Origin of the sequence: Methylobacterium amylolyticum (assembly GCF_030700245.1) — a bacterium.
Lineage (GTDB): Bacteria > Pseudomonadota > Alphaproteobacteria > Rhizobiales > Beijerinckiaceae > Methylobacterium.
The window spans coordinates 51,806-74,709 of record NZ_JAUYZI010000010.1 but is presented as its reverse complement, the minus strand read 5'-3'; the positions used below and the strand labels follow the sequence as shown (position 1 = coordinate 74,709).

Here is a 22,904-nt window from a genome sequence, read left to right as displayed (position 1 = left end):
GCTCTGGGGCGCCCATCTCCGGCGTGCACATGCCGGTGCCGGAGCGCCCGCGGCCCGCGGGCAGGTCGGCGGGCAAGTCGGCGGGGATGACGGATGGCCGCACGCGGGTTAACCATGCGCCGCGCCGCGATGCGCCGGGGGGACGAGACCGGGAGAGGAACCATCGGGGGCTACGACGAGCGCTGCGCGGCCGATCTCGCCACCGTCGGCGAGGGGCGCGCCCTGTCGCGGGAGGATCGGGCGTGGCTCGCCCGGGTCGTCACCGGCGCCGTGCGCCCGAACCGGGACAAGCCGCTCTGGGACCTCGCCCACGCGCTGGCCGCCCTCGCCCTGCTGACCGGAGCCCGCGACGGGCGCGACCTCGTCACCCTCGTCCTCGATCCCGGCCTCGCCCGGCCCGGCGCGATCGAGGCCCGCTTCGGCGCGTCCGCCGCGGGCGCCGCCGCCGCGGACGCACGGGGCCTCGTGCTCGGCGGCGCCCGCGGCTGGCGCGGCGGCTGGGGCGGCCTCGCGCGGCTTCTCGCGCTGGGCGAGTTCCTGCTCGCGGCCGAGGACCTCGCGCACTTCGCCGCGCTCGCCGACTGGCTCGACGAACTGGCGCGCGCGCCGGACGCCGACGCCGCCGCGGTCCTGGCCAAGCGCCTCGCCCGCCGCCTCGCCGCCTACCGGGGCGCCCACATGCCGCTCGCCGCGCACGAGCGGCGCTTCCGGGCGATCCTCGCGCATCTCGCCGGCCGCACCGCCTTCGACGACGACGACGTGCTCGCGGTCTGGCAGGCCGAGATGCGCGCGGGCGAGCGCCCGGGCTTCCGCACGGTGGCCGAGCATTTCGTGACCTTCGAGGCCGCCGCGGCGGTATTGCGCGACCTCGGCGGCCTGAACGCGGCGGCGCCCCTCGACGCGGCGGCGGACTGGGACGGCCGGCTCGACGCCGACCGCCTCGACGCCGCCCTGGCCGACCTCGCCGCCGACGACCCGCCCGCGCCGCTGGCCGACCTCCTGGCGGGCTTTCCCGAGGGGCCGAAGATCCTCACGGGCGCGGAGCGCGACGATCTCGCCGACCTCCTGCGGCTCGACCCGTTCCACCGCACGCGCCCCCTGACCGCCCTGCGCGCCGCGAGCTTCGGGCGGGTGCAGTCCGGCATCGCCAACCGGCTGCGCCGGGGCGGCGGCGGCGCGGGCGTGGCCGAGCGCGCCGCCTGCGCGGAGGCCGAGAGCTACGCCGCGCTGGCCGCCCGCGCCCGGGACCTCGCCGGCCATCTCGGGCGCATGCTCCGCATCGCGGCGGCGCTGCGGCTCGCCGGGGGCGCCGCCGACCTGCCCGCGGCGGCGCGCGCGGCGCTGGCGGCCGCAGAGGCCGATCTCCGGCGGGTCCGCCGCGCCGGCTTCGACGACCGGGCCCGGCTGGAGGCCGGCTTCGCCGCCGCGCAGGACGCGCTGCTGCGCCTGTCCGCGGAGGCCGACCGCCTGGACCGGGCGCTCGCCGCGCTCGACCGCCAGCGCCCCCTCGATGCGGCCTTCGCCGCGGACCGGGCGGCCTTCGCCGCCGTGCTCACCGCGGCCTACGCCGCGGACGCCGCCGCGAGCCCGGCGGTGGTGTCGTGAGCGGCCCCGGGATGAGCGATCCCGGCAGGGACGAGCCGGACAGGGACGACCCGGCTTCGCGCGATCCGGCCCGGCTCCTCGCCGAGCTGCACGCCGCCCGCGGCCTGATGCGCGACGCGGCGGGCCGCGCGCCGGGCGATGCGGCGGGCGGCGTGCAGCTCGGCGAGGAGCCAGCCCGCCCGGGGCTCGCGGCGCTCTGGGCGCACGCGACCCGCGCCCCCGGCGCGCCGGTGGACCTCGCGGTGGTGCGCGCCCTGCGCGGCGACCCTGCGGCGCAGCGGCGCTACCGCGCGCTGCTCGCGGGCCAGGCGGTCGCCCACGCCCCCTTCGCCGTCGCGGCCTCGGACGGCGGCCTCGCCGCGCGCCGGGTCGGCGCCTACGTGCTGGAGCTGGTGCCGGCCGAGGACGGGTCGCCGCCGCTCCTCGTGATCCGCGGCGGCTCCGGGCGGGCGATCGCCGCGATCGAGGCGAGCCTCGGCGACGCGGCGGTGCGGCTCGCCCTGCCGGCCCCCGTCGAGGGCGCCTACCTGCTCGCCCTCGACCCCGCCCTGCCCGAGGCGGACCGGCTCGGACGCCTCCTGGCCGACCCGGCCGCGGCGGTGTTCCTGCTGTGAGCGCCGGGCCGGCATGAGCATCGCGATCCTCGTCGTGGTGCCGACCACCGGCGGCCCGCTCGTGATCCGCTCGCTCAAGGCGCGCCGGGGCCTGCCCGCCTCCGCCGCCTTCGCCGACGGGGATTACCGCCCGCTGCCGTGGTCGGGGGACTACGCGCGGCTGACCGCCCCCGGCGGCCCCCTCGCGGGGCTCGCCGACGGGGGGCCGCACGAGCTGCGGCTGTCGGGCAGCTTCGACGCCGGCCGCTCCTGGGAGGTGCCGGTCTGCCTCGCGCACGGGCTCCTCGCGCGCGGGCACCGGCTCGTCGCCGACCCGGGGGAGGCGGACCTCGTGCTCTGGGCCACCGGGGCCGTCGACCTCGACCTCGCGATCCTGCCCGCCGACTACGCGCTCCTCGACAAGATCGCCCGCTCCCGCGCGCTGCTCGACGCCGCCCCGGGGGCCGCCCTCGCGGCGCTCCTGCCGGAGGGACCGGAGCGGGCGCAGGCCGCGCGCGGCCTCGCCGCCCTGGGCCGCGCTCAGGCCCCGGTCATCCTGCCCGCCGCCGTGCCGACGGCCCTCGACGCCCTCGAAGCGCTTCGCGGGGCGGGTCCCGCGACCGAACCGGGGCCGGCCCCCGGGACGACGCGACACCTCCCGCGCCATCTCCCGCGGCGCCCCGCGCGGGCCGCCGCGGCCGCGGCCGGGATCGCCGCCCTCGCCGCCCTCGGGGCGGTCTACGCGCGGGCGCCCGACCCGCGCGGGCCGGCCGCGCAGGGGGCAGAGCAAGGGGCAGAGCAAGGGATGGTAGGCGCGGCGCCCGCGCGGGCGGACCCCCCGGCTCCCGCGAAGGACTCGATCCTCGTGGAGGAGCTGGTGGCGCCGGCCCGCTCGTCCTGCCGGCGCGTCGCCTTCGGCGCCGACCCGCCCGAGCGCCGGCCGGTGCCGGTCGAGGCCGCGGGGCGCCTGCGCCCGAGCCGCCTCGCCCCGGACCTGTGCGGCCTCGCCTTCCGCCCCGCCGGGCCCGGCCTGCGGGTCGAGGTCGGGCCGGAGCTGCGCGCGGCGGCGCTGCCGCCCACGACGCTCGCCGACGGCGCCCGGGCCTACTTCCTGCGCGAGGACGGCCGGCGGAACCTCGTCTACGCCGCCCAGGCGGTGCCGGAGGCCGGTCCCCCCGGGGACCGCCCCGGCCCTGCGTTCACGCACGCGCTCACCCACGCGCTCGAACGCCGATGAGCGCGGGCCGGCCCAGAGGAGGACGGGAATGATCCAGAGCCGCCGGAGACGCGCCACGATCCTGGCGGGGCTCGCGCTGGCGACCGGCGCCGCCGGGAGCGCGGCGGCGCAGGTCGTCGGCTTCGATCCCGATGATTACGGCAAGGCGCGCCTGCCGCTGCGCCAGACCACCGGCGACGCGGCGGCCTACGTCGACCAGAACAAGGGCGCGTTCGAGCCGATCGCCGAGCTCGACGCCCGGAGCGAGCTCGCCGCGCTGGCGCGCCCCGTCGGCCGGGTCGACATCGTGCTGGAGAACGCGCGCAGCGGCCAGCGGGTCGGCGCCTCCTGCACGGGGGAATTGATCGCGGGCGACTACGTGCTGACGAACCACCACTGCCTGCCCCAGGCGGGGGACCTGCGGCCGGTGAAGGCCTCGATCCTGATGGATTACCTGACCCTCGACGGCCAGGGCTCGGCGCGCTTCGAGATCGACCCCCGCCCGGTGGAGTTCGACCCGCGCCTCGACTTCGCCATCGCCCGCGTGACCGGCCGCCCGACCGCCGTCTACGGCGCCGTGCGCCTGTCCGGCGAGGCCGTGCCGGGCAACCGCTCGATGCTGGTGATCCACCACCCGATGGGGCGCCCGAAGGTGATGAGCCGGTTCCGCTGCTTCGCCCTCAGGGACCAGCCGGAGGGGCCCGACCTGCGCCACCGCTGCGACACGCTCGGCGGCTCCTCGGGCTCGCTGATGTACGACGCCGCGGCCGGGGTCGCGCTCCACAAGGAGGGCGGGCTCGATCCCAAGGACGGCACCAGCTTCAACAACGCCACCCGGCTCGCCGCGATCCTCGGCCGCAGCCGCGTGCTGGCCGAGGCGCTCGCCGCGCAGGGCCGGCCGGCCGCCGCGCCCGCACCCGGGCCCGCACCTGCGAGCGCCGCCGCGCCGCGGGCGCCGGCCGCCGCCGCGGACGGGCCCCTCGATCCCGCCGGGATGAACGCGATCCTGCGCGGCCGGTGAGCGCCCGCGACGAGAACGGCTCTGCGCGGCCCATGGGCGGCGCAGGTGGGGCCGGAGCCGGCCCCGCGAGGACGGAGGAGACCATGATGCGGACCGCGCCCCGGCCCACCCGCGTGCGGGCCCCTTTGGCGGCCTCTTGGGCTGCCTCCTGGGCGGCCTCTTGGGCGACCCCGTTGGCGGCCCCGTTGGCGGCCCTCGTGTCGGCCTGCCTGCTGGCGCTCGCCGCCCCGCCGGCCCGGGCCAACCCCCTCACCGAGGTCCCCGGCCGGCCCGCGGCCCCCGCGGCCGAGGCGCCCCCGCCCCGGGACGCCGCGGAGGAGGCCGGCGAGGCCCGCGCGGAGAACCCCTCCGCCACCGCGATCCTCCGCGCGCTCGCCCCCTTCGCCGACGGCAACCCCGGCGCCCCGCCCGGCGCCCCGGCCCGTCCGCTGGCCGTGAGCCCGGCGGACGGCGGCCCGCCGGTGCGGGTGGACGCCGCCCGGACCGTCGATCTCACGGTGTTCTTCCCCTACGACAGCGCCCGCCTGACGCCGGAGGCGCGGGTCCAGCTCGAACCGCTCGGCGAGGCGCTGAGCGCGGGCCGCCTCGCCCGACACGGCTTCCTCATCGCCGGGCACACCGACGCGGCGGGCGGGCCGCTCTACAACCGCCGCCTGTCCCTCGCCCGCGCCCGGGCCGTGAAGGCCCATCTCGTGGCCGCCTACGGCATCGATCCGGCACGGCTGCGGGTCCACGGCTGGGGCGCGGACCGCCTGAAGGACCCGGGCGCGCCGCTGGCCCGGGTCAACCGCCGGGTGGAAGTGAGCCTGATCGCGCCGCGCGGCGCCGCGCTCGGGCCCCGGCGCGATCCCCGGCCCGCCCCGCCGTCCTTCGCCGGGACCGCCTTCGCCGAGACTGCCTTCGCGGACGGCCCCTTCGCGGATCCCCCCTGCTTCCGCCCCGGGCGCGCCGACCCCCGCCTCCGGGTCGCCCTCGACCTCGACGATTTCGACGCCGCCCCGACGCCGGTCGCCTGCGCCGACTGACCCTCACGCCGCCCCCCGCCGAACCAGGAGAACTCCCATGCGCCCGCTCCGCACCGCCGTCTCGGCCGGACTCGCCCTCCTCTGCGGCCTCGTCGCCCTGCCCGCGCAGGCCCAGCCCCGGCCCAACATCGTGGTCATGGGCGAGGACGCGGACGAGGATTCCGTGCCCCGCGGCAACCGCGTCTTCCAGCGGGTCATCGCCGAGCTGTCCGAGACGATGAGCCTGCGCGGCTACAACGTCTACGACGAGACCGCGGTGGCCATGGGGTTCACGCAGGCCAACCGCGTCCGCCGCCGGGACGCGGAGCTGATCGAGGTCGCCCGCGCGGTCTCGAACCCGCCCCTCGACGTCGTCGCGGTCTTCCAGATCTACGCCTCGGCCTCGAAATCCGCCTATTCCGACATCGTCCGCCCGCAGGTGCGCATCCCCGGCCGGCTCCTCAACGTGCGCACCGGCCAGTCGCTCGGCTCCTTCGAGGTCGCGGGGCTCCAGCTCCCGCCGCTGCCGCAGGGCTGCGACCGCGAGTGCCTGCTGGAGCGCGTCGGCGCCGAGGCACGCACGATCTCCGCGGACGTGGCCGCCGCGCTCGCCGCCAAGCTCGACGGCGTCATCGCCCCCCGCCGCGCCGCGGATACCGGGTCGCCGCCGGCCGACCTCCCCGCGGGCTCCGCCGCGCCGTCCGCCGCGCCGCCCGCCGCGGCCGGGGGCGAGGCCTGCGGCGGCCTGCCCACCGCCTACACCGTGCGCCTCGACGGCTTCTCGGCCCAGGAGGTCCAGGCGGCCGAGGAGTACATGGCGGCCTTCCGCTGCTACGAGCACCACCGCCCCGTGCGCGCGAGCGGCGCCTCGACGGAGTACTGGTACGAGACCCGCTCCGACTCCGCCCGCCTGACCCGCAACCTGCGCCTGATGCTCGACCACATGAGCGCGCCGGGCCAAGTCCAGTTCTCCGGCAACACCTTCGTCATCCGCCGCGTCGCGACGCGGTAGGCCGCCCGGCGCCCGCGAGACCGCCATCGCGAGACCGCCATCGATGGAGAGGCATGCCATGATCGCCCCCTGTACCCTCCCCTGTCCCGTCCCCCGTGCCGTCGTCCCCGCCGCCCGCCCGCGCCCGGTCCGCGCCGCGCTCGCCGCCTCGGCGATCCTGGCCGCGCCGATGCTCCCTGCCGTGCCGATGCTCCTGGCGACACCGGTCTTCCTGGCGACACCGGTCTTCCTGGCGACGCCGATGCTTCTGGCGAGCCCGGCGCGCGCGGCCGGGCCGGTCTTCCCGCCCGCGGCCTCCCTGGGCCTCGTGCCGCCGGCCGGCATGACCCCGGCCAAGGGCTTCTCCGGCTTCGAGCACCGCTCCGGCGCCTCGATCATCATCGCCGAGATGCCGGCGGAGGCCTATCCGCAGCTCGTCGAGCGGTTCACCCCCGAGGGCCTGCGCGCCACGGGCTTCGCGGCCCAGGGCCCGGGCGAGCCGCTGGCGGTCGCCGGGGGCGAGGGCCGCATCCTGCGCGGCACCCAGCCCGCCAACGGGCAGACCTACGCGAAGTGGATCGCGATCGTGCGGGGCGCGCCGGGCACGGGCCTCGTGACGGTGCAGGTGCCGCAGGCGGCGGCCGGACAGGTGCCGGACGCGGCGGTGGAGGCGGCGCTGCGCACCATCGCGTTCCGGGCGCCCGTGAGCGTCGCGGACCAGATCGCCGCCCTGCCCTACACGGTCGGCGACCTGGGCGGCTTCCGGCCGGTGCGCGTGTTCATGGGCAACGGGCTGATGCTCACCGACGGCCCGAAGGACGTCGACCCCGAGGGCGAGCAGGCCCTGGTCATCGTCACGCCCTCCGTCGGTCGGGTGGCGGTCCCGCAGGGCGGCGAGAGCGCGCTCGCCCGCAAGGCCTTCCTCGCCGGCCTGCCGCAGTTCAAGGACGTCGCGATCACGCAGGAGGACCGCTCGACCCGCGGCGGCGCCGCCGTGGTCCGGCTCCAGGGCACGGCGCGGGACGCGAAGTCCGGCAGGCCGCTGCTGCTGACGCAGACCATGGCGTTCGAGCCGGGGCGCTACCTGCGCGTGCTGGGCGTCGCGGGGGCCGACAAGCCCGCGACCCTGGCCGCGATGGAGCGCGTCGCCGCCTCCGCTTCCCTGCGCTGAGAGGCCGGTCGTGACGCTGCGCCCCGCCCGGTCGGCCACCCCCTTGGCCGCCCGCTTCGTCGCCCCCTTGGCCGCCCTCCTCGCCCTCCTCCTGCTGCTCGCGCCCGCTCCGGCCCGCGCGCAGGAGGCCGCCACCGACGCGCTGCGCGGGCTCGCACCGGGGCGGCCCGCGACCGATGCGGAAGCCGGCACTCGTGGGACCGGCACACCTGGGACCGGCACTCCTGGGACCGGCACTCCTGGGACCGGCACTCCTGGGACCGGCACTCCTGGGACCGGCACTCCTGGGACCGGCGATCCGGCGGGCGGGGCGCCAACGTCCGACGCCGGGGCGGGACCGCCCCTGCCCTTCGCGACGACGCCCGCGCTGCGCGCCCGTACCGTCGCGCAGCGCGTCCGGGCGCTGCGCGACGCGGATCCGGTCGCCGCGGAGGCGGTGGCGCGCGAACTCGCGCGGCACGATTACGACGCGATCTTCCGCGGCTTCCTCGACGGCACGCCGCTCCGCGCCGACGACGCGGGCGACGTGCTCGCCGCCTTCGTCGTCCTGCAATGGATGGTCGCCAACGACGCCCGGACCGAGCCGAGCCCGGCGGCGCTCCGGGCGATCCGGGCCCGGTTCGTGACGCCGCTGGCGGGCCGCCCGCCCCTGTCGGACCCGGAGGCCCGGGCCGCCTTCGCCGAGTCGGTGAAGCTGCGCGCGGTCCTGCACCACGCCGGCTGGCAGGCGGCCCGGCAGACGGGCACCCTGCCGCGCTTCCTCGCGACGCTGCCCGCCGACCTCCTCGCGCCCGCGCAACTGCGCACGCTGGCCCTCACGGACGCGGGCCTCGTGCCGCGGGGCCGCCCCGGGGGACCACCGCCCGGGGTCGCGGCCGACCGGGAGCGCCCGGACCCGGACAGGGCCACCCGGGACAGGCCCGCGCGGGAACGGCCCGGACGGGCGGCGGCAGCGGCCGCGCCGGCCGCCCCGCTCCCCGCCGTGCCGCTGCACGCCGCGAACTGGGACGGGGTGGAGGGCGTCTACTTCCGCTCCAGCCCGAGCTTCGGGGTCGGCGGCCTGATGATCATGGATTTCGAGCCCCTGATCCTGTTCCGCGACGGCACCACCTTCGAGGTCGGCACCGCGGCCCTGGAGGACGTGGACCTCGCCGCCGCGCGCGCGGCCGAGCCCCGCCGCTTCGGCCGCTGGACCCGCTCGGCCACGGGCTACGTGCTCACCGACGCCAAGGGCCGCTCCGACGACCACAAGCTTCAGGACGGGCAGTTCTTCCGGGCCTTCCCGGCGCCCGCCGGGGACGCGTTCACGCAGAGCTACCGGCGCCTCTCGGGGGGCGGGAACACGGCGATGGGCGGCGACGTGATGATCGCCGTATCGAGCCGCTACGACTTCCGGGCGGACGGGACCTACGGCCGCGGCGGCTCGGTGGGCGCCACGAATTCCGGGGCGTCGACCGGCGTCGGCACGGCGGTGGCGGGCCGCCCGCGGCAGGAGGACGGCCGCTACGCCCTCGACCGCCACACCCTGACCCTCACCGGACCGGACGGGCGCCTGCGCCGCCTGTTCTTCGCCTTCGGCTCTCAGGGGGACCCGGCCCGGATCGACCGCGCGATGATCTTCGTGGGCGATTCCGTGTTCACGACGCCGCGATGACGGGCTTCTCGCGCCTCCTGCCTCCGAGGGCCCGCCTCCGCCCCGCCGCGGCGGCGCTTCTGATGGCCGCGCTCCCGGGGACGGCGCGCCCGGGGACGGCGTCCGCGGCGGTGCCGCCGGACTGGCAGCGCGTGCGCGCGTTCCAGGGCGTGCTCGACGCCGCCGCCAGGGTGCTCGACGGCCGGCCGGTCGACGCCGTGGAGCGGCTCGATCCCGGGCGCTACCGCGTGCGCGCCGGCCCCTGCACCGTCACGGTGCGCGTCGTCCCCCGGCCGCGCGCCGAGCCGGGGCCGCAGAACTTCGACGCCCTGCCGGACCGGCCGGACTGTCCGTGAGCCGCCGCCGCGGGACCCCCTACCGCCGGCCGCGCCGCGCCCGGGCGACGGCGTCGCGGATGGCGGGGAGCCCGCCCCGCACCCCCTGGCCGGGCAGCCAGTAGCCGCCGCCGAGCACCCGGTTGAGCGCCGCGGTCAGCCGGGCGCGGCGGGTCCAGGGCAGCGCGGCCGCGCGGTCCGCCCGCGGGTGCAGGCAGAGGAAGCCCTGGCGGCCCATGTCCACTTCGCTGATCCAGTCCAGCGCCGACCACGGGATCCAGTCCGTGGAGAGCCGCCGGTCGAACAGGCCGTAGGCCGAGACCGACAGGACCGGGTCGCGCCGCAGCAGGTCGCGCAGCGCGGCGAGCGCGCCCAGCCCGAAGAAGGCGAGGCCGATGCCGAGCAGGCCCGCGCGGACGGCGCCGCCGCCGCCCGCGAGCGCGAAGGCGCAGCCGGCCGTGAAGGCGAGCGCCGCCGCGAGCAGGCCCGCGAGCCGCCCGCGCGCGACGGGCAGGTCGATGCGCCCGTCGTCGGGCCGCGTCCCCCCGGCCGGCTCGGCACCGGCGGCCGGGCGCTCGCCCGCGCCGCGCCGGGGCATCAGACCGCGCGGCCGGACGTGCCGGCATGCATGGCGCCGAGCACCGCCAGCGCCCCGAGCAGCACCATCAGCACGGAGTAGTACTGCATCGGGATCCAGAACAGCGTGTGCCGGGAGCGCAGGATCACGACCTGCCCGGTGCGCGGATCGACGAGTTCCCGCCCCGGCCGGTTGTTGAGCCGCGTGCCGAGCCACCAGTTGAAGCCCGCGGCCACGATCCAGACGAGCACCACGCCGGTGGGCGTCGGGATGCCGAGGTGCGCCAGCGCCGGGTCGAGCAGCACGCTGCCGATCAGCCCCGCCCCCGCGATCAGTGCCGAGAGCATGCCCCAGCCGGACCAGATGATCATCGTGTCGTCTCCCCCTGGTGTGGTGCGGCCCAGCGGCCGCGGCGGGCCCGGCGGGTGCCGGGTCCTGCGTGGGATGGCCGGGACAGACGCGGTCTCGCGGCGCCCCGCTCAGCGGGCGGCATCGCGGCCGGCATCCCGGGCGGGATCGGCCGGCACCGCGGCGATGCCGGCGCCGGCCGCCCAGGCCCCGAGGTCGGCCTTGCGGATCGCCGCCGCCATCAGGTCGGGGAACAGGTCCGGCGTGCAGGCGAAGGCGGGCACGCCGAGGGCGGCGAGCCGCGCGGCGAGCGCCCGGTCGTAGCTCGGCGCGCCCTCGTCCGAGAGCGCCAGCAGCGCCACCACCTGCACCCCGGCGGCCACGAGGCGCTGCGCCTGGGCGAGCAGCCCGGCCGCGACCCCGCCCTCGTACAGGTCGGAGATCAGCACCAGCACCGTGTCCTCGGGGCGCGCGATGCGCGCGGCGCAGTAGCCCACCGCCCGGTTGATGTCGGTGCCGCCGCCGAGCTGCACCGAGAACAGCACCTCGACGGGGTCGTCGAGCGCGTCGGTGAGGTCGACCACCTCGGTGTCGAACACGACGAGGCGGGTCGAGACCGCGGGCAGCGAGGCCATCACCGCCCCGAAGATGCTGGAATACACCACCGAGTTCGCCATCGAGCCGGACTGGTCGATGCACAGGATCACGTCCTTGAGCGCGCCGCGGCTCCTGCGCCCGTGGCCGAGCCGCGTCTCCGGGACGATGGTGCGGTACTCCGCCTGGTAGTGGCGCAGGTTCGCGCGGATGGTGCGCGCCCAGTCGATCTCGGCGTGGCGCGGGCGGCGGTTGACGCGGGCGCGGTCGACGGCGCCGTTGACCGCCTGCCGCAGCGGCTCCTCCAGCTTGGCCAGCAGCGCGTCCACCACCTTGCGCACGACGAGGCGGGCGGTCTCCTTCGTGCGGCCGGAGAGCACGCCGCGCATGGAGATGAGGGTCGAGACCAGGGCGACGTCGGGGACCACCGCCTCCAGCATCTCGGGCTCGGTGAGCATGCGCTTGAGGTCGAGCCGCTCGAGCGCGTCGCGCTGCATCACCTGCACCACGGAGGCAGGGAAGTAGGTGCGGATGTCGCCGAGCCAGCGCGGCACGGAGGGGGCGGAGGCGCCGAGCCCCCCCGCGCGGTCGGAATCGTAGAGGGCGCCCAGGGCCCGGTCGAGGCGCCCGTCGCGCTCGGCCAGGGCGTGGCCGGTGCCGTCGGCCGGGCCGCCGCCGAGCACGAGGCGCCAGCGGCGCAGGCGTTCGGTCTCGCTCACCGGGCACTCTCCTCCGGGACGCTCTCCACCAGGGCGGCGGGCTCGGGGCCGAGGAGCAGGTGCAGGATCGGCAGCACCCGGGCCGCGCGCTCCGCGTCGAAGGCCCCCTCCGGCGCGGCCCCGGCCCGCCCGCCGGGGCCGCGCAGGGTCTCGCCGACCGCCCGCCGCTCGGCCGGCGCGAGGGTCGCGAAGGTGCGGCGCACCAGCGGCAGCAGCTCGGTGAACGCCGCCGCGTCGAGGCCGCAGAGCCACCCGTCGAGGATCGCGAGCAGCCCCCGGCCGTGGATCAGCACCGTGCCGCTGTCCTCCAGGAAACCCTCGATCCAGGCGGCGGCCGCCCCGGCGCCGGCGGCGCGCGACAGGGCCCGGCGCAGGCGGTCGCCGGCCGCGTCCGCGTCGAGGGTGCCCGCGTCGAACAGCAGCCGCACGGCCCGGCCGACGACGCGGCCGTGGACGTGCTCCTGGTCGGCGAGCGCCCGCAGGGCCTCCGTCCAGAGGCCGGCGAGGTCGGGATCCTCCAGGAGCGCGACCGCCCCCGTGACGGCGGCGATGCGGGTCTTGGCGGCGGCGGCCGCGTCGTCGTCGAGGCTCTGGCAGGCGGCCGGCAGCCCCGCCGCGGCGCGGGGCACGAGGCCGCGCACCACCGCGCGCACCGGCGCGGTGTCCGCCGAGCGCACGGAGCCGTAGCGGGCGAGTTCGGCGAGCGGCGGCAGGGCGTCCATCAGGTCGAACACGTCCGCCGAGACGGCGGCGCGGTCGGCGATCGCCCCGATCACCGTCTCGGTCGCCGCGGCGAGGTCGGCGTCGAGCAGCGTGCCGATGAGGCCGGCGAGCTCGGCGACGCGGGTCGCCTCGCGCGTCCGGCGGCCCACCTGCGCGGCGGCGGCCTCGGCCACGGTCCCGCCGTCGGCCGAGGCGGCCACGAGATCGACCACCCATTCCGGCCGCCACGCCAGGAACCACGCCTCCTTGAAGGTGCCGCGCCCCCGCGCCGCGCGCCGGACGCCCCAGGGGATGCCGATCAGCGCCAGCCGGTTGAGGAGGTGGCTGCGGGCGAGGTCGCCCGGCTTGCGCAGGTCGAGGACGATCTCGCCCGCATCCGCCCCGGGCTTCAGGCGCAGGCTCCGGCACTGCGCCGCGAAATCGGCCTCCACCGGGGTGCCGGGGCTGTCGGGCGGGGTCGCCCCGAGGCGCTCGCCGATGACGAGCTTGGCGCGGATCAGCGCCATCGGCGCCGGGTCCGCGAAGCAGAGCGTCGCCTGGGCCGCCTCGTCGAGATCCTCCAGGGAGGGCCGCGACCGGCCGCGGAAGCCGGCCAGCGCCTCGGCGAGCCGCGCGGCCTCGATCACCGAGGCGGGCGAGGCGTCGAGATCCTCCGCGCGCAGGAGCGCGGCGGCCCGGGCCAGCCAGCGGGCGGCGACCCGGTCGCCGTGGTGCCAGAGGGTGTCGTACCATTCCGGCGAGATCACCCCCGCGCGGTAGCCGCTGGCGGTGGCCAGCCGCTCGTAGGACCAGGGCGCCCAGGCGCTCGCGACCTTCGCCCTCGGCAGGCCCTTCAGGGTCGCGGCGTCCGCGGCGGACTGCCCGCGCGCGTCGTGGCGGGCGAGCGCCGGCACGTGCCACGCGCCGCACACGACGGCGATCCGCGCGAAGCCGTCCCGCGCCGCCCGGCGGATGGCGCCGCGCATGTGCGCCTCGCGCGCCTCTTCGCGGGCCCCTTCGCGCGCCTCCTCGCGGGCGGATTCCTCGTCGGGCACGTCGTCGGGGCCGTCGCGGGCGTCGGGCCCGGCCGCGCGCAGGGCCGCCATGGCCTCGTGGATCGCGGGGAACACGTCACCGTCCGCCCCCGCCCGGCTCTCCACGAAGGCGTCCCACCAGCGCTCGCCGTCGGGGTAGCCCGCGGCCTGCGCGAGTTCCCCGAGGGGGTCGCGCCGGATCGCCGGGGGCGCCGCCGGGGCGTCCGCGTCGGCGACGGCCGCGTCCGGCCCGGGCGAAGACCCGTCCGGGGATCCGTCCGGCCCGGGCGGGTCGGCGCCCGCCTCCGGCCGGCCGAACCCATCCGCGAGCTGGATCGCGTGCGGCAGGTCGATGAAGCGCGCCGCCGCCCCCCGGTCCAGCGCGAAGCGCAGGGCCACCCATTCCGGGGAGAAGGCGGCGAACGGGAAGAAGGCGCAGGTCCGCGGCGCGTCCGGCCGGTAGACGAGGAGCGCCACCGGGGGCGCCATGCCCGCGTGCGCGCAGAGCGGGATCAGCGCGTCCGCGTCCGGCGGTCCCTCGACCAGGACGCAGTCGGGCTCGAACGCGGCGAGCGCCGCCGCGAGCGAGCGCGCCGAGCCCGGCCCGTGGTGGCGGATGCCGAAGAGGCGGATGTCGGCCATCGCGCGCGGGGTCAGGCGCTCTCGCGGGCGGCGCGGTAGAGGTCGCGCCAGCCCTCGCGCTCCTTGACCACGGTCTCCAGGTACTCGCGCCAGACGATCGCGTCCTGCACCGGGTCCTTCACCACCGCGCCCGAGAGCCCCGCGACGAGGTCCGCCGCCGAGAGGCGGCCGTCGCCGAAATGGGCGGCGAGCGCGAGGCCGTTGCCCACCACGCTGATCGCCTCCGCCGTCGAGAGGGTGCCGGAGGGCTGCTTCACCTTGGACTTGCCGTCCGCGGTGACGCCCGCGCGCAACTCGCGGAAGATCGTGACGACGCGCCGGATCTCGTCGGCGCCCGGCGGCTCGGCCGGGATCTCGAAGGCGCGGCCGAGGGCGGCGACCCGGGTCTCGACGATGGCGACCTCCGCCTCGATCGTGGCGGGGGGCGGCAGCACCACCGTGTTGAAGCGGCGCTTGAGCGCGCTCGACAGCTCGTTCACCCCGCGGTCGCGGTTGTTGGCCGTGGCGATCAGGTTGAAGCCCTTGGCCGCGGCCACCTCCGCGTTGAGTTCGGGGATCGGCAGGGTCTTCTCGGAGAGCACGGTGATGAAGCTGTCCTGCGTCTCCGAGGGGATGCGGGTCAGCTCCTCGACGCGGGCGATCAGGCCCTCGTCCATGGCGCGCAGGATGGGGGAGGCCACCACCGCCTCGCGGCTCGGGCCCTTGGCGAGCAGCAGGGCGTAGTTCCAGCCGTAGCGGATCGCCTCCTCGCTCGTGCCCGCGGTGCCCTGGACGATCAGCCGGGAGGTGCCGCAGATCGCCGCCGCGAGGTGCTCGCTGACCCAGCTCTTGGCCGTGCCGGGCACGCCGAGCAGCAGCAGCGCCCGGTCGGTGGCCAGGGTCGCCACCGCGACCTCCATCAGGCGCCGGTCGCCGATGTACTTCGGCGTGATCTCGAAGCCGGACGGGAGGCGCCCGCCGAGCAGGTAGGTGACGACCGCCTGGGGCGAGAGCAGCCAGTTCGGCGGGCGGGGCCTCTCGTCTGCGCTCCGGAGCGCCGCGATCTCCTCGGCGAAGGCGTCCTCGGCGGCCCGGCGCAGCCGCGCCCCGCCGCCGTTCCCTTGCGTCGTCGTCTGCGTCATGTCCCGGGGGTGCTCCCATTCCCGTTCGGGTCGCCGAACTCGCGCCGCATCGCGGCGCGCAGCTCCAGGGTCTCGGCCATGCGCGCGATCTGGCCGCGCAGGGGCTCGCCGCCCTCCGGCAGCGCGCCGCGGATCGCCGCGGCCGCGGCGGCCGCCCGCCCGGTCGGCGCGGCGGCCTCGCCCAGGCGCTCGACGCACCATTCCCGCCCGAGCCGGCCGCGCAGCTCCTCCGAGCCCCGGGTGACGAGGGCGAGCCAGCGCAGGAGGGCGTCCGTGAAGGTCTCGGAGAGCTGCGGCGGGGGCCGGGCGAGGATCGGGATCAGGGCGTCCAGGCGCCGCCCGAACAGCTCCGTCACCGCCGCCTCCCAATCCGCCGCGGGCAGCAGCGCGAGGCAGCGCGCCCGCATCTCGGGCAGCGCGTCGAGGCGGGACGCGCCCGCCAGCCGGCCGTCACAGGCCTCGCCGAGCACCGCGACCAGGGCGCGGATCCATTCGGGGTCGGCCTCGCCGCGCACGCAGCGGTAGAAGCCCTCGAACAGCGGGATCGGCCACGCGCTGCACAGGGCCAGCTCGATCCAGAGCCGCGGCGGGTGGTCGGCGAAGGCGCGCAGCGGCGCGGCTTCGAGGATGTCGCGCAGCATCGCGGCCCGCCGGCCGGTCGCGTCGCGCTCGTAGGGGCGCGGCGCCACCCCGTCGCGGGCGAGCTCGGGCGATTCCTCGGGCAGGGTGACGACCAGCGCGTGCTTCGTGCGCACGAGGAGGTGGCGCCGGCTCTCGATCGCGAGCGCGGCCCGGGCGCGGGCGGCCATGCGGTCGGCGAGCCGCGAGCCCGGCAGGCGCGTCAGCAGCCGTTGCGCGCAGGCGCGCACGTCCCCGGCGCGGTCGTCGAGGCAGGCTTCGAGGAAAGGCTCGTCGGCCGGGCCGAGCCCGGCTTCCAGGACCGGCAGGAGGGCGGCGCGCAGCTTGGCCTTCTCCCCCCGGAAGCCCGCCGCCAGGGCCTCCCGGGCACCGTCCGGGTCGCGGGCGCGGAGCGCGACGAGGGCGGCGAGGCGCGCAGCGGCGCCGTCCTCCGCCTCGGGGGCTTCACCCGCATCCTCGCCCGCGCTCGTATCGCCGCAGGCGCGGGCGAGCCAGTCGAGTTCCGGGCCGGCGACCGCGCGGACCGGGGCGGCGTCGGCGCCGCGCAGGGCCGCCAGCTCGGCGAGCAGCCAGGACGGCGCGCGCAGACCGGCCGCCGCCGCGAGCGCGAACCACTCCCGGCGCCGCCCTTCGGCGGGGGCGCCGGCGCCGATGAGCGCGTGCAGCCGCCGCGCGGCCGCCGGCGGGCATTCCGGGCCGGCCGGGGGGCGCTCGGGCGCCGGGATCATCGCCTCGGGCGCGAGGCCGGCGCCGGCGAGATGCAGGAGCCCCTGGGCGGCCACGCGCGCGAGGAGCGCGCCGCCCGGCCCCTCGACCGGGGCGACGCCCGGCAGCGGCGGGCCCGCCCGCGGGGCGCGGTCGGCGCCGAGCAGCGCCGCGGCGAGCGTCGCGTCCCAGTCCGCCGCCGGTGCGGGCGCGGCCGCCATCAGGCCGCCCGGACCACGACCGGCCGCGCCTCGTGGGGCGGCACCGCGTAGAGGTGCCCGTCCGCCGAGAGCGCGAGGGGCGCGAGCCCGGTCCCGTCGAACAGGCCGAACAGGTCCGCCGGCCGCCCCGCCGCGACGGCGAGCAGGGCCGGCAGGTGCGGGCCCGCGCGCAGGGGCAGGCAGCCCGTGGCATCGCCCGCGGCGAAGGCCGAGCCGTCGGCGAGCCGACCGAGGCGGGCGCCGGCCAGCGCGACCGGCCAGCGCTCCGTCCAGGGCGCCCGCGCAAGGACTGCCGCGAAGGCGTCGCGGGCGGCGGCGACCGTGCCCGCCCCCGGCAGCGCGGCGGAAGCGGCGGGGCCGGCCCGCCCCTCCCGGAACGCGGCCCGCAGCGGGGGATCGCCGGGATGGAAGGCGAGGACCCCCGCGAAATCCTGGCCGGGGGCCGGGACGGGGGGCAGCGGCGCGCCGGGCGGGCCGAAATCGATCACCTGCGCCAGCGTGCCGGTGCGCCGCCCGGCGAGCCAGACGGAGCGGGCGAGGAGCCGGTCCTCCTCCTCGGCGGTGTGGGCGAGGACCGCCCAGTCGTCCGCGACGCCGGGCTGCGCCGCCAGGGTCTCGGCGGAGACGGGAAGGCCCAGGGCCGCGTTCACCCCCGCGGCCTGGCCGGGCGTCAGCAGCGCGCGCCGCCGCGCCGCGCGCACGAGGAGCGCGATGCGGGCCACCGCCAGCGCCAGCGCCGCCTCCGGCCGCGGCGCGCCCGGCGCGGGGGCCGCCGCGGCGAGCCCCGGCAGCGCCCGCACCCGCCGGGCGAGGCCGGGGACCTGCCCGTCCACGAGGCGGCCGGCCACCCGGTCGAACGCGGCGTAGGGCTCGGCGCGGGCCGCGGCGAGGCCCCGGCGCATCAGGTCTGAGAGCCAGAGGTCGATCTCGTCCAGCGCCCCGGCGACGCGGACCGCGCGCGCCCGCTGCCGCTTGGCCCGGGCCGCCGCGTCCGCGGGGCGGTCCGGCTCGGCGGCGCGGGTCTCGCGCCGGGCCTCGCGTCCTTGCGCCCAGGCCGCGGCCCAGTCCGGCGGCGCGGTCTCGGGGAGCGCCTCCGCGGCCGCGACGAGCATCAGCCCGAGCGCGTGCTTGCAGGGGAGCTTGCGGCTCGGGCAGGTGCAGGTCGCGGCCGGACCCGACAGGTCGGCCACGGTGCGGTAGGGGCTCGCGCCGCTGCCCTTGATCTCGCCGAACACGAGGTCCCCCGCCCGGCCGAGACCGCTCCATTTCGGGCGCTTCGCCTGCTCCTGGCCGGCCTTGCGGCTCGACGCGTCGGGCGCGAGGGCGAGGATCTGCTCGGCGGTCAGGCTCATGCGCTGGCGGGTCGGATCCGTCGGGCTCGGGGGCCCCGCCGCGGGCGGGGGCGTCGGTCCGGCGCGCGCGCCGGGGCGAGGGATACGGCGCGGGATCGGCGCCCGTGAGGCGCGACACTCTGCACACTCCGCCCGACCGGGCAAGCGTGGCCGTCAGATTTTTCGAGATCGTCGTCCGGTCGAGAACTCTACATTTAAAGTGTTATAGGTCGATGGTGCGCAACCGAAACGATGAGCCGGATGATGAGATCGTGCCGATGCCCTGTCCTGTTGTGTTGCCGCCGGCGCTCATGTTATCGCGGCGCGCCGAATCGGTCCGATCGACCGGTGGGATGCGCGTCTCGACTGGCTTCGCGCGCGGACTGATCGACGTGTCACGGCCGCGCCGCCGGCCCCGGGGGGAGCCGACGCCGTGAGTTCGATCTCGGGACTGCCCGATTTCCTGCTCTACCTCGCCACCGCCCTGGCGCTGATGGCGCTCTACCTCGTGATCTACACCCTCGCCACCGCCCACGACGAGCTCGCCCTGATCCGGCGCGACGTGACCGCGGCGGCGGTGGCGCTGGGCTTCAGCCTCGTCGGGTTCGCGATGCCGCTGGCGGTGGCGATCTTCAACGCGCAGTCGCTCCTCGATTGCGTGGTCTGGGGGCTGATCGCCCTGGTGGTGCAGATCCTGGTCTACTGGCTCGTCCGGCTCGCCGTGCCGGATCTCTCCCGGCGCATCGAGGAGGGGCGGATGGCCTCGGCGGTGCTCCTCGGCGCGGCGTCCTTCACGGTCGGCATCGTGAACGCCGCCTCCATGACCTACTGAGGCGCGCCGATGCCGCCGTCCTCACCCGCGGGCCGGGCGCCCGGAGCGCCGCTCAGCAAGCGCTCGGCCACCGTCTCCCTGGTGCTGCTCGTCGGCGCCGGGGCCGCGGCGCTCGCCCTCGGGCACCTGGACGAGTCCCAGCGCGAGGAGGACGCGCTGGTCTACGACACCGAGGGCGCCTGCATCGCGCAGGGGCTGCGGCCCGCCGGGGAGTGCGCCGCCGAGTACCGCGCCGCCCTCGACCGCTACGCGGCGGACGCGCCGCGCTACCCGACCGACGCGGCGTGCGAGCGCCACCACGGCCCGGGCGGCTGCACGCGGCTCGCGGACGGGTCGCCCGGCGACGGGTCCGCGTTCGTGCCGCTGATGGCGGGCTACATGATCGGCCGCACCGCGGCGCAGGGCCTGCCCGCCCAGCCCCTGTACCGGCACGCGCCGGAGGAGCAGCAGGCCGCCGCCGGGTCGGGGGGCGGATCCGGCGGCTACTGCACGTCTTCCGGCGGGCGCGTCTACGCGGCGCGCGGCGGCTCGGTCACCCGCGTCTCCTCCGCCGTCGCGCGCACGACTGCGAGCGCGGGGACGCCGCACGCGGTCGCCCGCGGCGGCTTCGGCGGCACCGGGCGGGCCTTCTCCTCCGGGGGCGGGCGGTCCGGCGGTTCCGGGGGCGGCTGATGCGCCGGGTCGCGATCCCGGAGCGTCCCGACTGGCGGGCGCGCGCGGCCGAGGCCGGCTTCAGCTTCCACACCTTCCCGGACGGGCCCTACTGGGACGAGAGCGCCTACTACGCCTTCACCCTGGCCGAGATCGAGGACGGGATCGAGGCGCCGACCCGCGAGCTGCACGCCCTCTGCCTCGCCTTCGCCGCGCAGGCGGTGCGCGACGAGGCGATCCTGGCCTCCCTCGCGATCCCCGAGCACGCCTGGGACGCGGTCGCCGCGAGCTTCCGGCGGCGCGACCCCTCCCTCTACGGGCGGCTCGACCTCTGCTACGGCGGGACCGGACCGGCCAAGCTCCTCGAGTACAACGCCGACACGCCGACCGCCCTGTACGAGAGCGCGGTGTTCCAGTGGCTGTGGCTGGAGGACGGCCTCGCCGCCGGGCGGCTGCCGGCGGGGGCCGACCAGTTCAACGCCCTGCACGAGCGGCTGATCGCGCGGCTCGCGGAGCTGGACCTCGGGGACACGCTGGCCTTCGCCTGCTTCCCCGACGCGCCGGAGGACCGGGGGACCGTGGCCTATCTCCAGGACTGTGCCGTGCAGGCCGGCCTCGCGGCGCCGTTCGTGCCGGTGGAGCGCATCGGGCTGGCGCCGGACGGCCGCTTCGTCGACGGGGCGGACGCGCCGCTCGCGGCCCTGTTCAAGCTGTATCCCTGGGAATGGATGTTCGCCGACACGTTCGGCCCGGCGATCGGCCCCTCGCCGACGCGCTTCCTCGAACCGCCGTGGAAGGCGGTGCTGTCCAACAAGGGCCTGCTGCCGCATCTCTGGCGCATGGCACCGGGCCACCCGAACCTGCTGCCGGCCTATTTCGAGGACGACCCGGCCAAGGCGCGGCTCGGCACCTCGTTCGTGAAGAAGCCGCTGTACTCGCGCGAGGGCGCCAACATCCTGCTCGTGCGCGACGGCGTCCTCGTGGAGCGCGACGAGGGCCCCTACGGCGCCGAGGGCCACGTGCGGCAGGCGCTCGCGGAACTGCCCGCCTTCGACGGGCGGCACGCCCTGGTCGGGAGCTGGGTCGTCGGCGACGAGCCCGCCGGCCTCTGCCTGCGCGAGGAGGCGCGCCGCATCACCACCGACCGGGCGCGGTTCGTGCCCCACCTCATCGTGGACTGACGCGGGGGCGCAAGGGGGGGCAGAAACAGGGGCAGAAACGAAGAAGGCCCCGTCTCCGGAGCCTCGATCCCGCCTCCGGGGACAGCGGAATCGTGATGCGCCACGCGGTCCACGACGACAGGGCCGGCGTCTGCGTCAGCCCGACCGTCGGCAGCGTGGCCCGAGAACCTGAGCGACGACCGCAGGCCTTGGCGGCCGGTCTCCCGCGCAAGGGCACGTTCACGCCGAGCGCGTACGCTCACGGCCAAGCCTGAGATGGGTTCTTTATCCGTTCTCGGCGTCGGGGCATAAGGGGCGATGGCGCGTGTCAACCCAGCACTGCTGCTCTGGGCGCGTGAGGCCGCAGGTCTCTCGCTCCGGCAGGCTGCGCCAAAGGTCGGGTTCCGGGATACGGTCAGGGGATCGGCGGAGGATCGCCTCGCCGCGCTGGAACGGGGCGAGGCGGAGCCGAGCCGTCCGACGCTCCTTCGGATGGTGAAGGTCTACCGCCGTCCGCTGCTCACATTCTACCTCGCCGCCCCGCCGCCCCGCGCCGAGCGCGGTGAGGATTTCAGGACGCTGCCGGAGGACCAGAAGGCGGAGAGCGCCGCGACCATCGACGCGCTCCTGCGGGACGTCCGGGCTAGGCAAGCCGGCGTTCGCGCGATCCTAGAGGATGAAGGCGAGCGTCCGCCGTCGTTCATCGCAGCGATCGATGCGGACACATCCCCCGAACGGGCGGCAGCCTTCCTCGTCGAGGCCATCGGCTTCAGCCTCGACCGCTTCCGCGCGGCCCGCGGCGTCGAGGCGGCCTTCTCGTACCTTCGACAGATCGTCGAGGGGGCGGGCGCGTTCGTCCTGCTGATCGGAAATCTGGGCTCGCACCACAGCGCGATCAGCCCCGACGTGTTCCGCGGCATCGCCCTCGCCGACACAGTCGCGCCGTTCATCGTCATCAACGATCAGGATGCGAAGTCGGCGTGGTCGTTCACGCTGCTCCACGAACTCGCTCATCTGGCAGTCGGCGCATCCGGCATCAGCGGCGGCCGAGCCGAGGGGCATCTGGAGCGCTTCTGCAATCAGGTCGCCGGCCTGATCCTGATGCCGGATGCGGACCTGCGGACGTTCGCGGTTCCGTCCAGCGGGGCGGTCGATCTGCCGAGTCTCCAGCGAACGATCACCGAGTTCGCCAGCACACGCAACCTCAGCCGCCCGGCGGTCGCTTATCGCCTCCATCTGATCGGCGTGCTGAGCCACGGGGTCTGGGAAGCGGTCAGCGGTGCGTTTCGAGAGGAATACCTGACGGAGCGCGCGCGCCAGAAGGAGCGGGATAGGGAAGCCGACGGAGCCCCCGACTATTACATCGTTCGGCGTCACCGCATCGGCGCCTCGCTGTTGGAGCTTGTCAGGCGCACGCTCGAAGAAGGCAACATCACGCCGACGCGGGCTGCAAAGATCCTCGGCGTGAAGCCACGCAATGTCGGCACCCTCGTCTCGAGGAGTGCTGCATAGATGCTTTATCTCCTCGACGCGAACACCCTGATCACCGCGCACAACACGTACTACGCCGTCAACCGGGTGCCCGAGTTTTGGACGTGGCTGGCGCATCACGGAGCGCACGGCCGCATCAAGATGCCGATCGAGACCTTCGAGGAGGTCAAAGGTGAGACCGGCAATGCCGACAAGGACAAGCTGTTTGCGCATGTCCAGGACCGAGCGTTCAGGGATGCAATTGTCCTGAAAGAGGACGTCGACATCGCCACTGTGCAGGATGTCTTATCGAAAGGGTATGCAGCCGATCTGGACGACGCGGAGATCGAACGGATCGGGCGTGATCCATTCCTGATCGCTTATGTGCTTGCGGCAGGGGATCGGTGCGTCGTGTCGGGTGAGGTGTCGAGGCCGAAGGCTCAGCGGGCAAACAGGCGCGTGCCGGATGTCTGCGCCACGCTCGGTGCACGATGCTGCAACATCGTCACGCTGATACGCGAACTCGATTTCACAACGGGCTGGGATTCGTGATGTAAACCGTGGGTGCGCTCGAACCGTATGTCGCTGA

At 76.9% G+C, this 22,904-nt stretch carries 21 protein-coding genes; 14 read left to right on the top strand and 7 right to left on the bottom strand.

Going from position 1 to position 22,904, the window contains the following annotated elements:
• Positions 1-93: 93 nt before the first annotated feature.
• The 9 genes from Q8W71_RS09665 (at position 94) to Q8W71_RS09625 (ending at position 9,590) form a co-directional block, all read left to right on the top strand.
• Positions 94-1,605 (top strand): hypothetical protein, encoded by a 1,512-nt coding sequence (locus Q8W71_RS09665; RefSeq protein ID WP_305525142.1) that lies wholly within the window; start codon positions 94-96, stop codon positions 1,603-1,605.
• 11 nt (positions 1,606-1,616) lie between these two features.
• Entirely contained in the window at positions 1,617-2,219 is a 603-nt protein-coding gene (locus Q8W71_RS09660; protein ID WP_305525141.1) for a hypothetical protein, read from the top strand.
• 13 nt (positions 2,220-2,232) lie between these two features.
• On the top strand, positions 2,233-3,435 hold the full coding sequence (locus Q8W71_RS09655) for a hypothetical protein (RefSeq protein WP_305525140.1): 1,203 nt from the start codon (positions 2,233-2,235) through the stop codon (positions 3,433-3,435).
• Between the two features lie 28 nt (positions 3,436-3,463).
• Positions 3,464-4,435 carry a trypsin-like serine peptidase gene (locus Q8W71_RS09650; protein WP_305525139.1) on the top strand — a complete coding sequence of 324 codons (972 nt, stop codon included), beginning with the start codon at positions 3,464-3,466 and terminating at the stop codon, positions 4,433-4,435.
• A gap of 173 nt (positions 4,436-4,608) precedes the next feature.
• Positions 4,609-5,460 (top strand): OmpA family protein, encoded by an 852-nt coding sequence (locus tag Q8W71_RS09645; protein WP_305525138.1) that lies wholly within the window; start codon positions 4,609-4,611, stop codon positions 5,458-5,460.
• Positions 5,461-5,497: 37 nt separating this feature from the next.
• The gene (locus Q8W71_RS09640) at positions 5,498-6,451 is read left to right on the top strand and encodes a hypothetical protein (protein ID WP_305525137.1); all 954 of its coding nucleotides are present in this window, start codon (positions 5,498-5,500) and stop codon (positions 6,449-6,451) included.
• Between the two features lie 58 nt (positions 6,452-6,509).
• Positions 6,510-7,601, top strand: a complete 1,092-nt coding sequence (locus Q8W71_RS09635; RefSeq protein WP_305525136.1) for a hypothetical protein — start codon at positions 6,510-6,512, stop codon at positions 7,599-7,601.
• Between the two features lie 10 nt (positions 7,602-7,611).
• Positions 7,612-9,255 (top strand): hypothetical protein, encoded by a 1,644-nt coding sequence (locus Q8W71_RS09630; protein WP_305525135.1) that lies wholly within the window; start codon positions 7,612-7,614, stop codon positions 9,253-9,255.
• Between the two features lie 62 nt (positions 9,256-9,317).
• Positions 9,318-9,590 carry a hypothetical protein gene (locus tag Q8W71_RS09625; RefSeq protein ID WP_305525134.1) on the top strand — a complete coding sequence of 91 codons (273 nt, stop codon included), beginning with the start codon at positions 9,318-9,320 and terminating at the stop codon, positions 9,588-9,590.
• Between the two features lie 19 nt (positions 9,591-9,609).
• On the opposite strand, the gene Q8W71_RS09620 is transcribed toward Q8W71_RS09625, so the two are convergent.
• From Q8W71_RS09620 to Q8W71_RS09590, 7 genes are all read right to left on the bottom strand, one after another.
• Positions 9,610-10,167 carry a hypothetical protein gene (locus Q8W71_RS09620; protein ID WP_305525133.1) on the bottom strand — a complete coding sequence of 186 codons (558 nt, stop codon included), beginning with the start codon at positions 10,165-10,167 and terminating at the stop codon, positions 9,610-9,612.
• The gene (locus Q8W71_RS09615; protein WP_305525132.1) at positions 10,167-10,517 is read right to left on the bottom strand and encodes a hypothetical protein; all 351 of its coding nucleotides are present in this window, start codon (positions 10,515-10,517) and stop codon (positions 10,167-10,169) included. The genes Q8W71_RS09620 and Q8W71_RS09615 overlap by 1 nt, the downstream gene beginning before the upstream one ends.
• A gap of 108 nt (positions 10,518-10,625) precedes the next feature.
• Entirely contained in the window at positions 10,626-11,807 is a 1,182-nt protein-coding gene (locus Q8W71_RS09610; RefSeq protein ID WP_305525131.1) for a vWA domain-containing protein, read from the bottom strand.
• On the bottom strand, positions 11,804-14,185 hold the full coding sequence (locus Q8W71_RS09605; RefSeq protein WP_305525130.1) for a DUF5682 family protein: 2,382 nt from the start codon (positions 14,183-14,185) through the stop codon (positions 11,804-11,806). Before Q8W71_RS09605 ends, Q8W71_RS09610 begins: the two co-directional genes overlap by 4 nt.
• Positions 14,186-14,196: 11 nt before the next feature.
• Positions 14,197-15,306, bottom strand: coding sequence for an ATP-binding protein (locus Q8W71_RS09600; RefSeq protein ID WP_305525129.1), 1,110 nt, complete (start codon positions 15,304-15,306; stop codon positions 14,197-14,199).
• Positions 15,303-16,871, bottom strand: a complete 1,569-nt coding sequence (locus Q8W71_RS09595) for a DUF5691 domain-containing protein (protein WP_305525128.1) — start codon at positions 16,869-16,871, stop codon at positions 15,303-15,305. The genes Q8W71_RS09600 and Q8W71_RS09595 overlap by 4 nt, the downstream gene beginning before the upstream one ends.
• Positions 16,871-18,223, bottom strand: a complete 1,353-nt coding sequence (locus tag Q8W71_RS09590; RefSeq protein WP_305525127.1) for an SWIM zinc finger family protein — start codon at positions 18,221-18,223, stop codon at positions 16,871-16,873. The genes Q8W71_RS09595 and Q8W71_RS09590 overlap by 1 nt, the downstream gene beginning before the upstream one ends.
• 412 nt (positions 18,224-18,635) lie before the next feature.
• On the opposite strand from Q8W71_RS09590, the gene Q8W71_RS09585 reads away from it, so the two are divergent.
• From Q8W71_RS09585 to Q8W71_RS09565, 5 genes are all read left to right on the top strand, one after another.
• The gene (locus Q8W71_RS09585) at positions 18,636-19,034 is read left to right on the top strand and encodes a DUF350 domain-containing protein (RefSeq protein ID WP_305525126.1); all 399 of its coding nucleotides are present in this window, start codon (positions 18,636-18,638) and stop codon (positions 19,032-19,034) included.
• Between the two features lie 9 nt (positions 19,035-19,043).
• Complete coding sequence (locus Q8W71_RS09580) at positions 19,044-19,706, top strand: DUF1190 domain-containing protein (protein WP_305525125.1); 663 nt, start codon at positions 19,044-19,046, stop codon at positions 19,704-19,706.
• Positions 19,706-20,866, top strand: a complete 1,161-nt coding sequence (locus Q8W71_RS09575) for a glutathionylspermidine synthase family protein (RefSeq protein WP_305525124.1) — start codon at positions 19,706-19,708, stop codon at positions 20,864-20,866. The genes Q8W71_RS09580 and Q8W71_RS09575 overlap by 1 nt, the downstream gene beginning before the upstream one ends.
• Positions 20,867-21,163: 297 nt before the next feature.
• Positions 21,164-22,357, top strand: a complete 1,194-nt coding sequence (locus Q8W71_RS09570) for an ImmA/IrrE family metallo-endopeptidase (protein WP_305525123.1) — start codon at positions 21,164-21,166, stop codon at positions 22,355-22,357.
• Complete coding sequence (locus tag Q8W71_RS09565; RefSeq protein ID WP_305525122.1) at positions 22,358-22,867, top strand: DUF4411 family protein; 510 nt, start codon at positions 22,358-22,360, stop codon at positions 22,865-22,867.
• Positions 22,868-22,904 lie beyond the last annotated feature (37 nt).

Excerpts from the sequence above, each read along its gene's own strand:
- Q8W71_RS09665 (WP_305525142.1), top strand. The coding sequence starts at position 94 with ATGGCCGCACGCGGGTTAACCATGCGCCGCGCCGCGATGCGCCGGGGG.
- Q8W71_RS09660 (WP_305525141.1), top strand. The coding sequence starts at position 1,617 with ATGAGCGATCCCGGCAGGGACGAGCCGGACAGGGACGACCCGGCTTCG.
- Q8W71_RS09655 (WP_305525140.1), top strand. The coding sequence starts at position 2,233 with ATGAGCATCGCGATCCTCGTCGTGGTGCCGACCACCGGCGGCCCGCTC.
- Q8W71_RS09650 (WP_305525139.1), top strand. The coding sequence starts at position 3,464 with ATGATCCAGAGCCGCCGGAGACGCGCCACGATCCTGGCGGGGCTCGCG.
- Q8W71_RS09640 (WP_305525137.1), top strand. The coding sequence starts at position 5,498 with ATGCGCCCGCTCCGCACCGCCGTCTCGGCCGGACTCGCCCTCCTCTGC.
- Q8W71_RS09635 (WP_305525136.1), top strand. The coding sequence starts at position 6,510 with ATGATCGCCCCCTGTACCCTCCCCTGTCCCGTCCCCCGTGCCGTCGTC.
- Q8W71_RS09625 (WP_305525134.1), top strand. The coding sequence starts at position 9,318 with ATGGCCGCGCTCCCGGGGACGGCGCGCCCGGGGACGGCGTCCGCGGCG.
- Q8W71_RS09620 (WP_305525133.1), bottom strand. The coding sequence starts at position 10,167 with ATGCCCCGGCGCGGCGCGGGCGAGCGCCCGGCCGCCGGTGCCGAGCCG.
- Q8W71_RS09615 (WP_305525132.1), bottom strand. The coding sequence starts at position 10,517 with ATGATCATCTGGTCCGGCTGGGGCATGCTCTCGGCACTGATCGCGGGG.
- Q8W71_RS09605 (WP_305525130.1), bottom strand. The coding sequence starts at position 14,185 with ATGGCCGACATCCGCCTCTTCGGCATCCGCCACCACGGGCCGGGCTCG.
- Q8W71_RS09600 (WP_305525129.1), bottom strand. The coding sequence starts at position 15,306 with ATGACGCAGACGACGACGCAAGGGAACGGCGGCGGGGCGCGGCTGCGC.
- Q8W71_RS09595 (WP_305525128.1), bottom strand. The coding sequence starts at position 16,871 with ATGGCGGCCGCGCCCGCACCGGCGGCGGACTGGGACGCGACGCTCGCC.
- Q8W71_RS09590 (WP_305525127.1), bottom strand. The coding sequence starts at position 18,223 with ATGAGCCTGACCGCCGAGCAGATCCTCGCCCTCGCGCCCGACGCGTCG.
- Q8W71_RS09580 (WP_305525125.1), top strand. The coding sequence starts at position 19,044 with ATGCCGCCGTCCTCACCCGCGGGCCGGGCGCCCGGAGCGCCGCTCAGC.
- Q8W71_RS09575 (WP_305525124.1), top strand. The coding sequence starts at position 19,706 with ATGCGCCGGGTCGCGATCCCGGAGCGTCCCGACTGGCGGGCGCGCGCG.
- Q8W71_RS09570 (WP_305525123.1), top strand. The coding sequence starts at position 21,164 with ATGGCGCGTGTCAACCCAGCACTGCTGCTCTGGGCGCGTGAGGCCGCA.
- Q8W71_RS09565 (WP_305525122.1), top strand. The coding sequence starts at position 22,358 with ATGCTTTATCTCCTCGACGCGAACACCCTGATCACCGCGCACAACACG.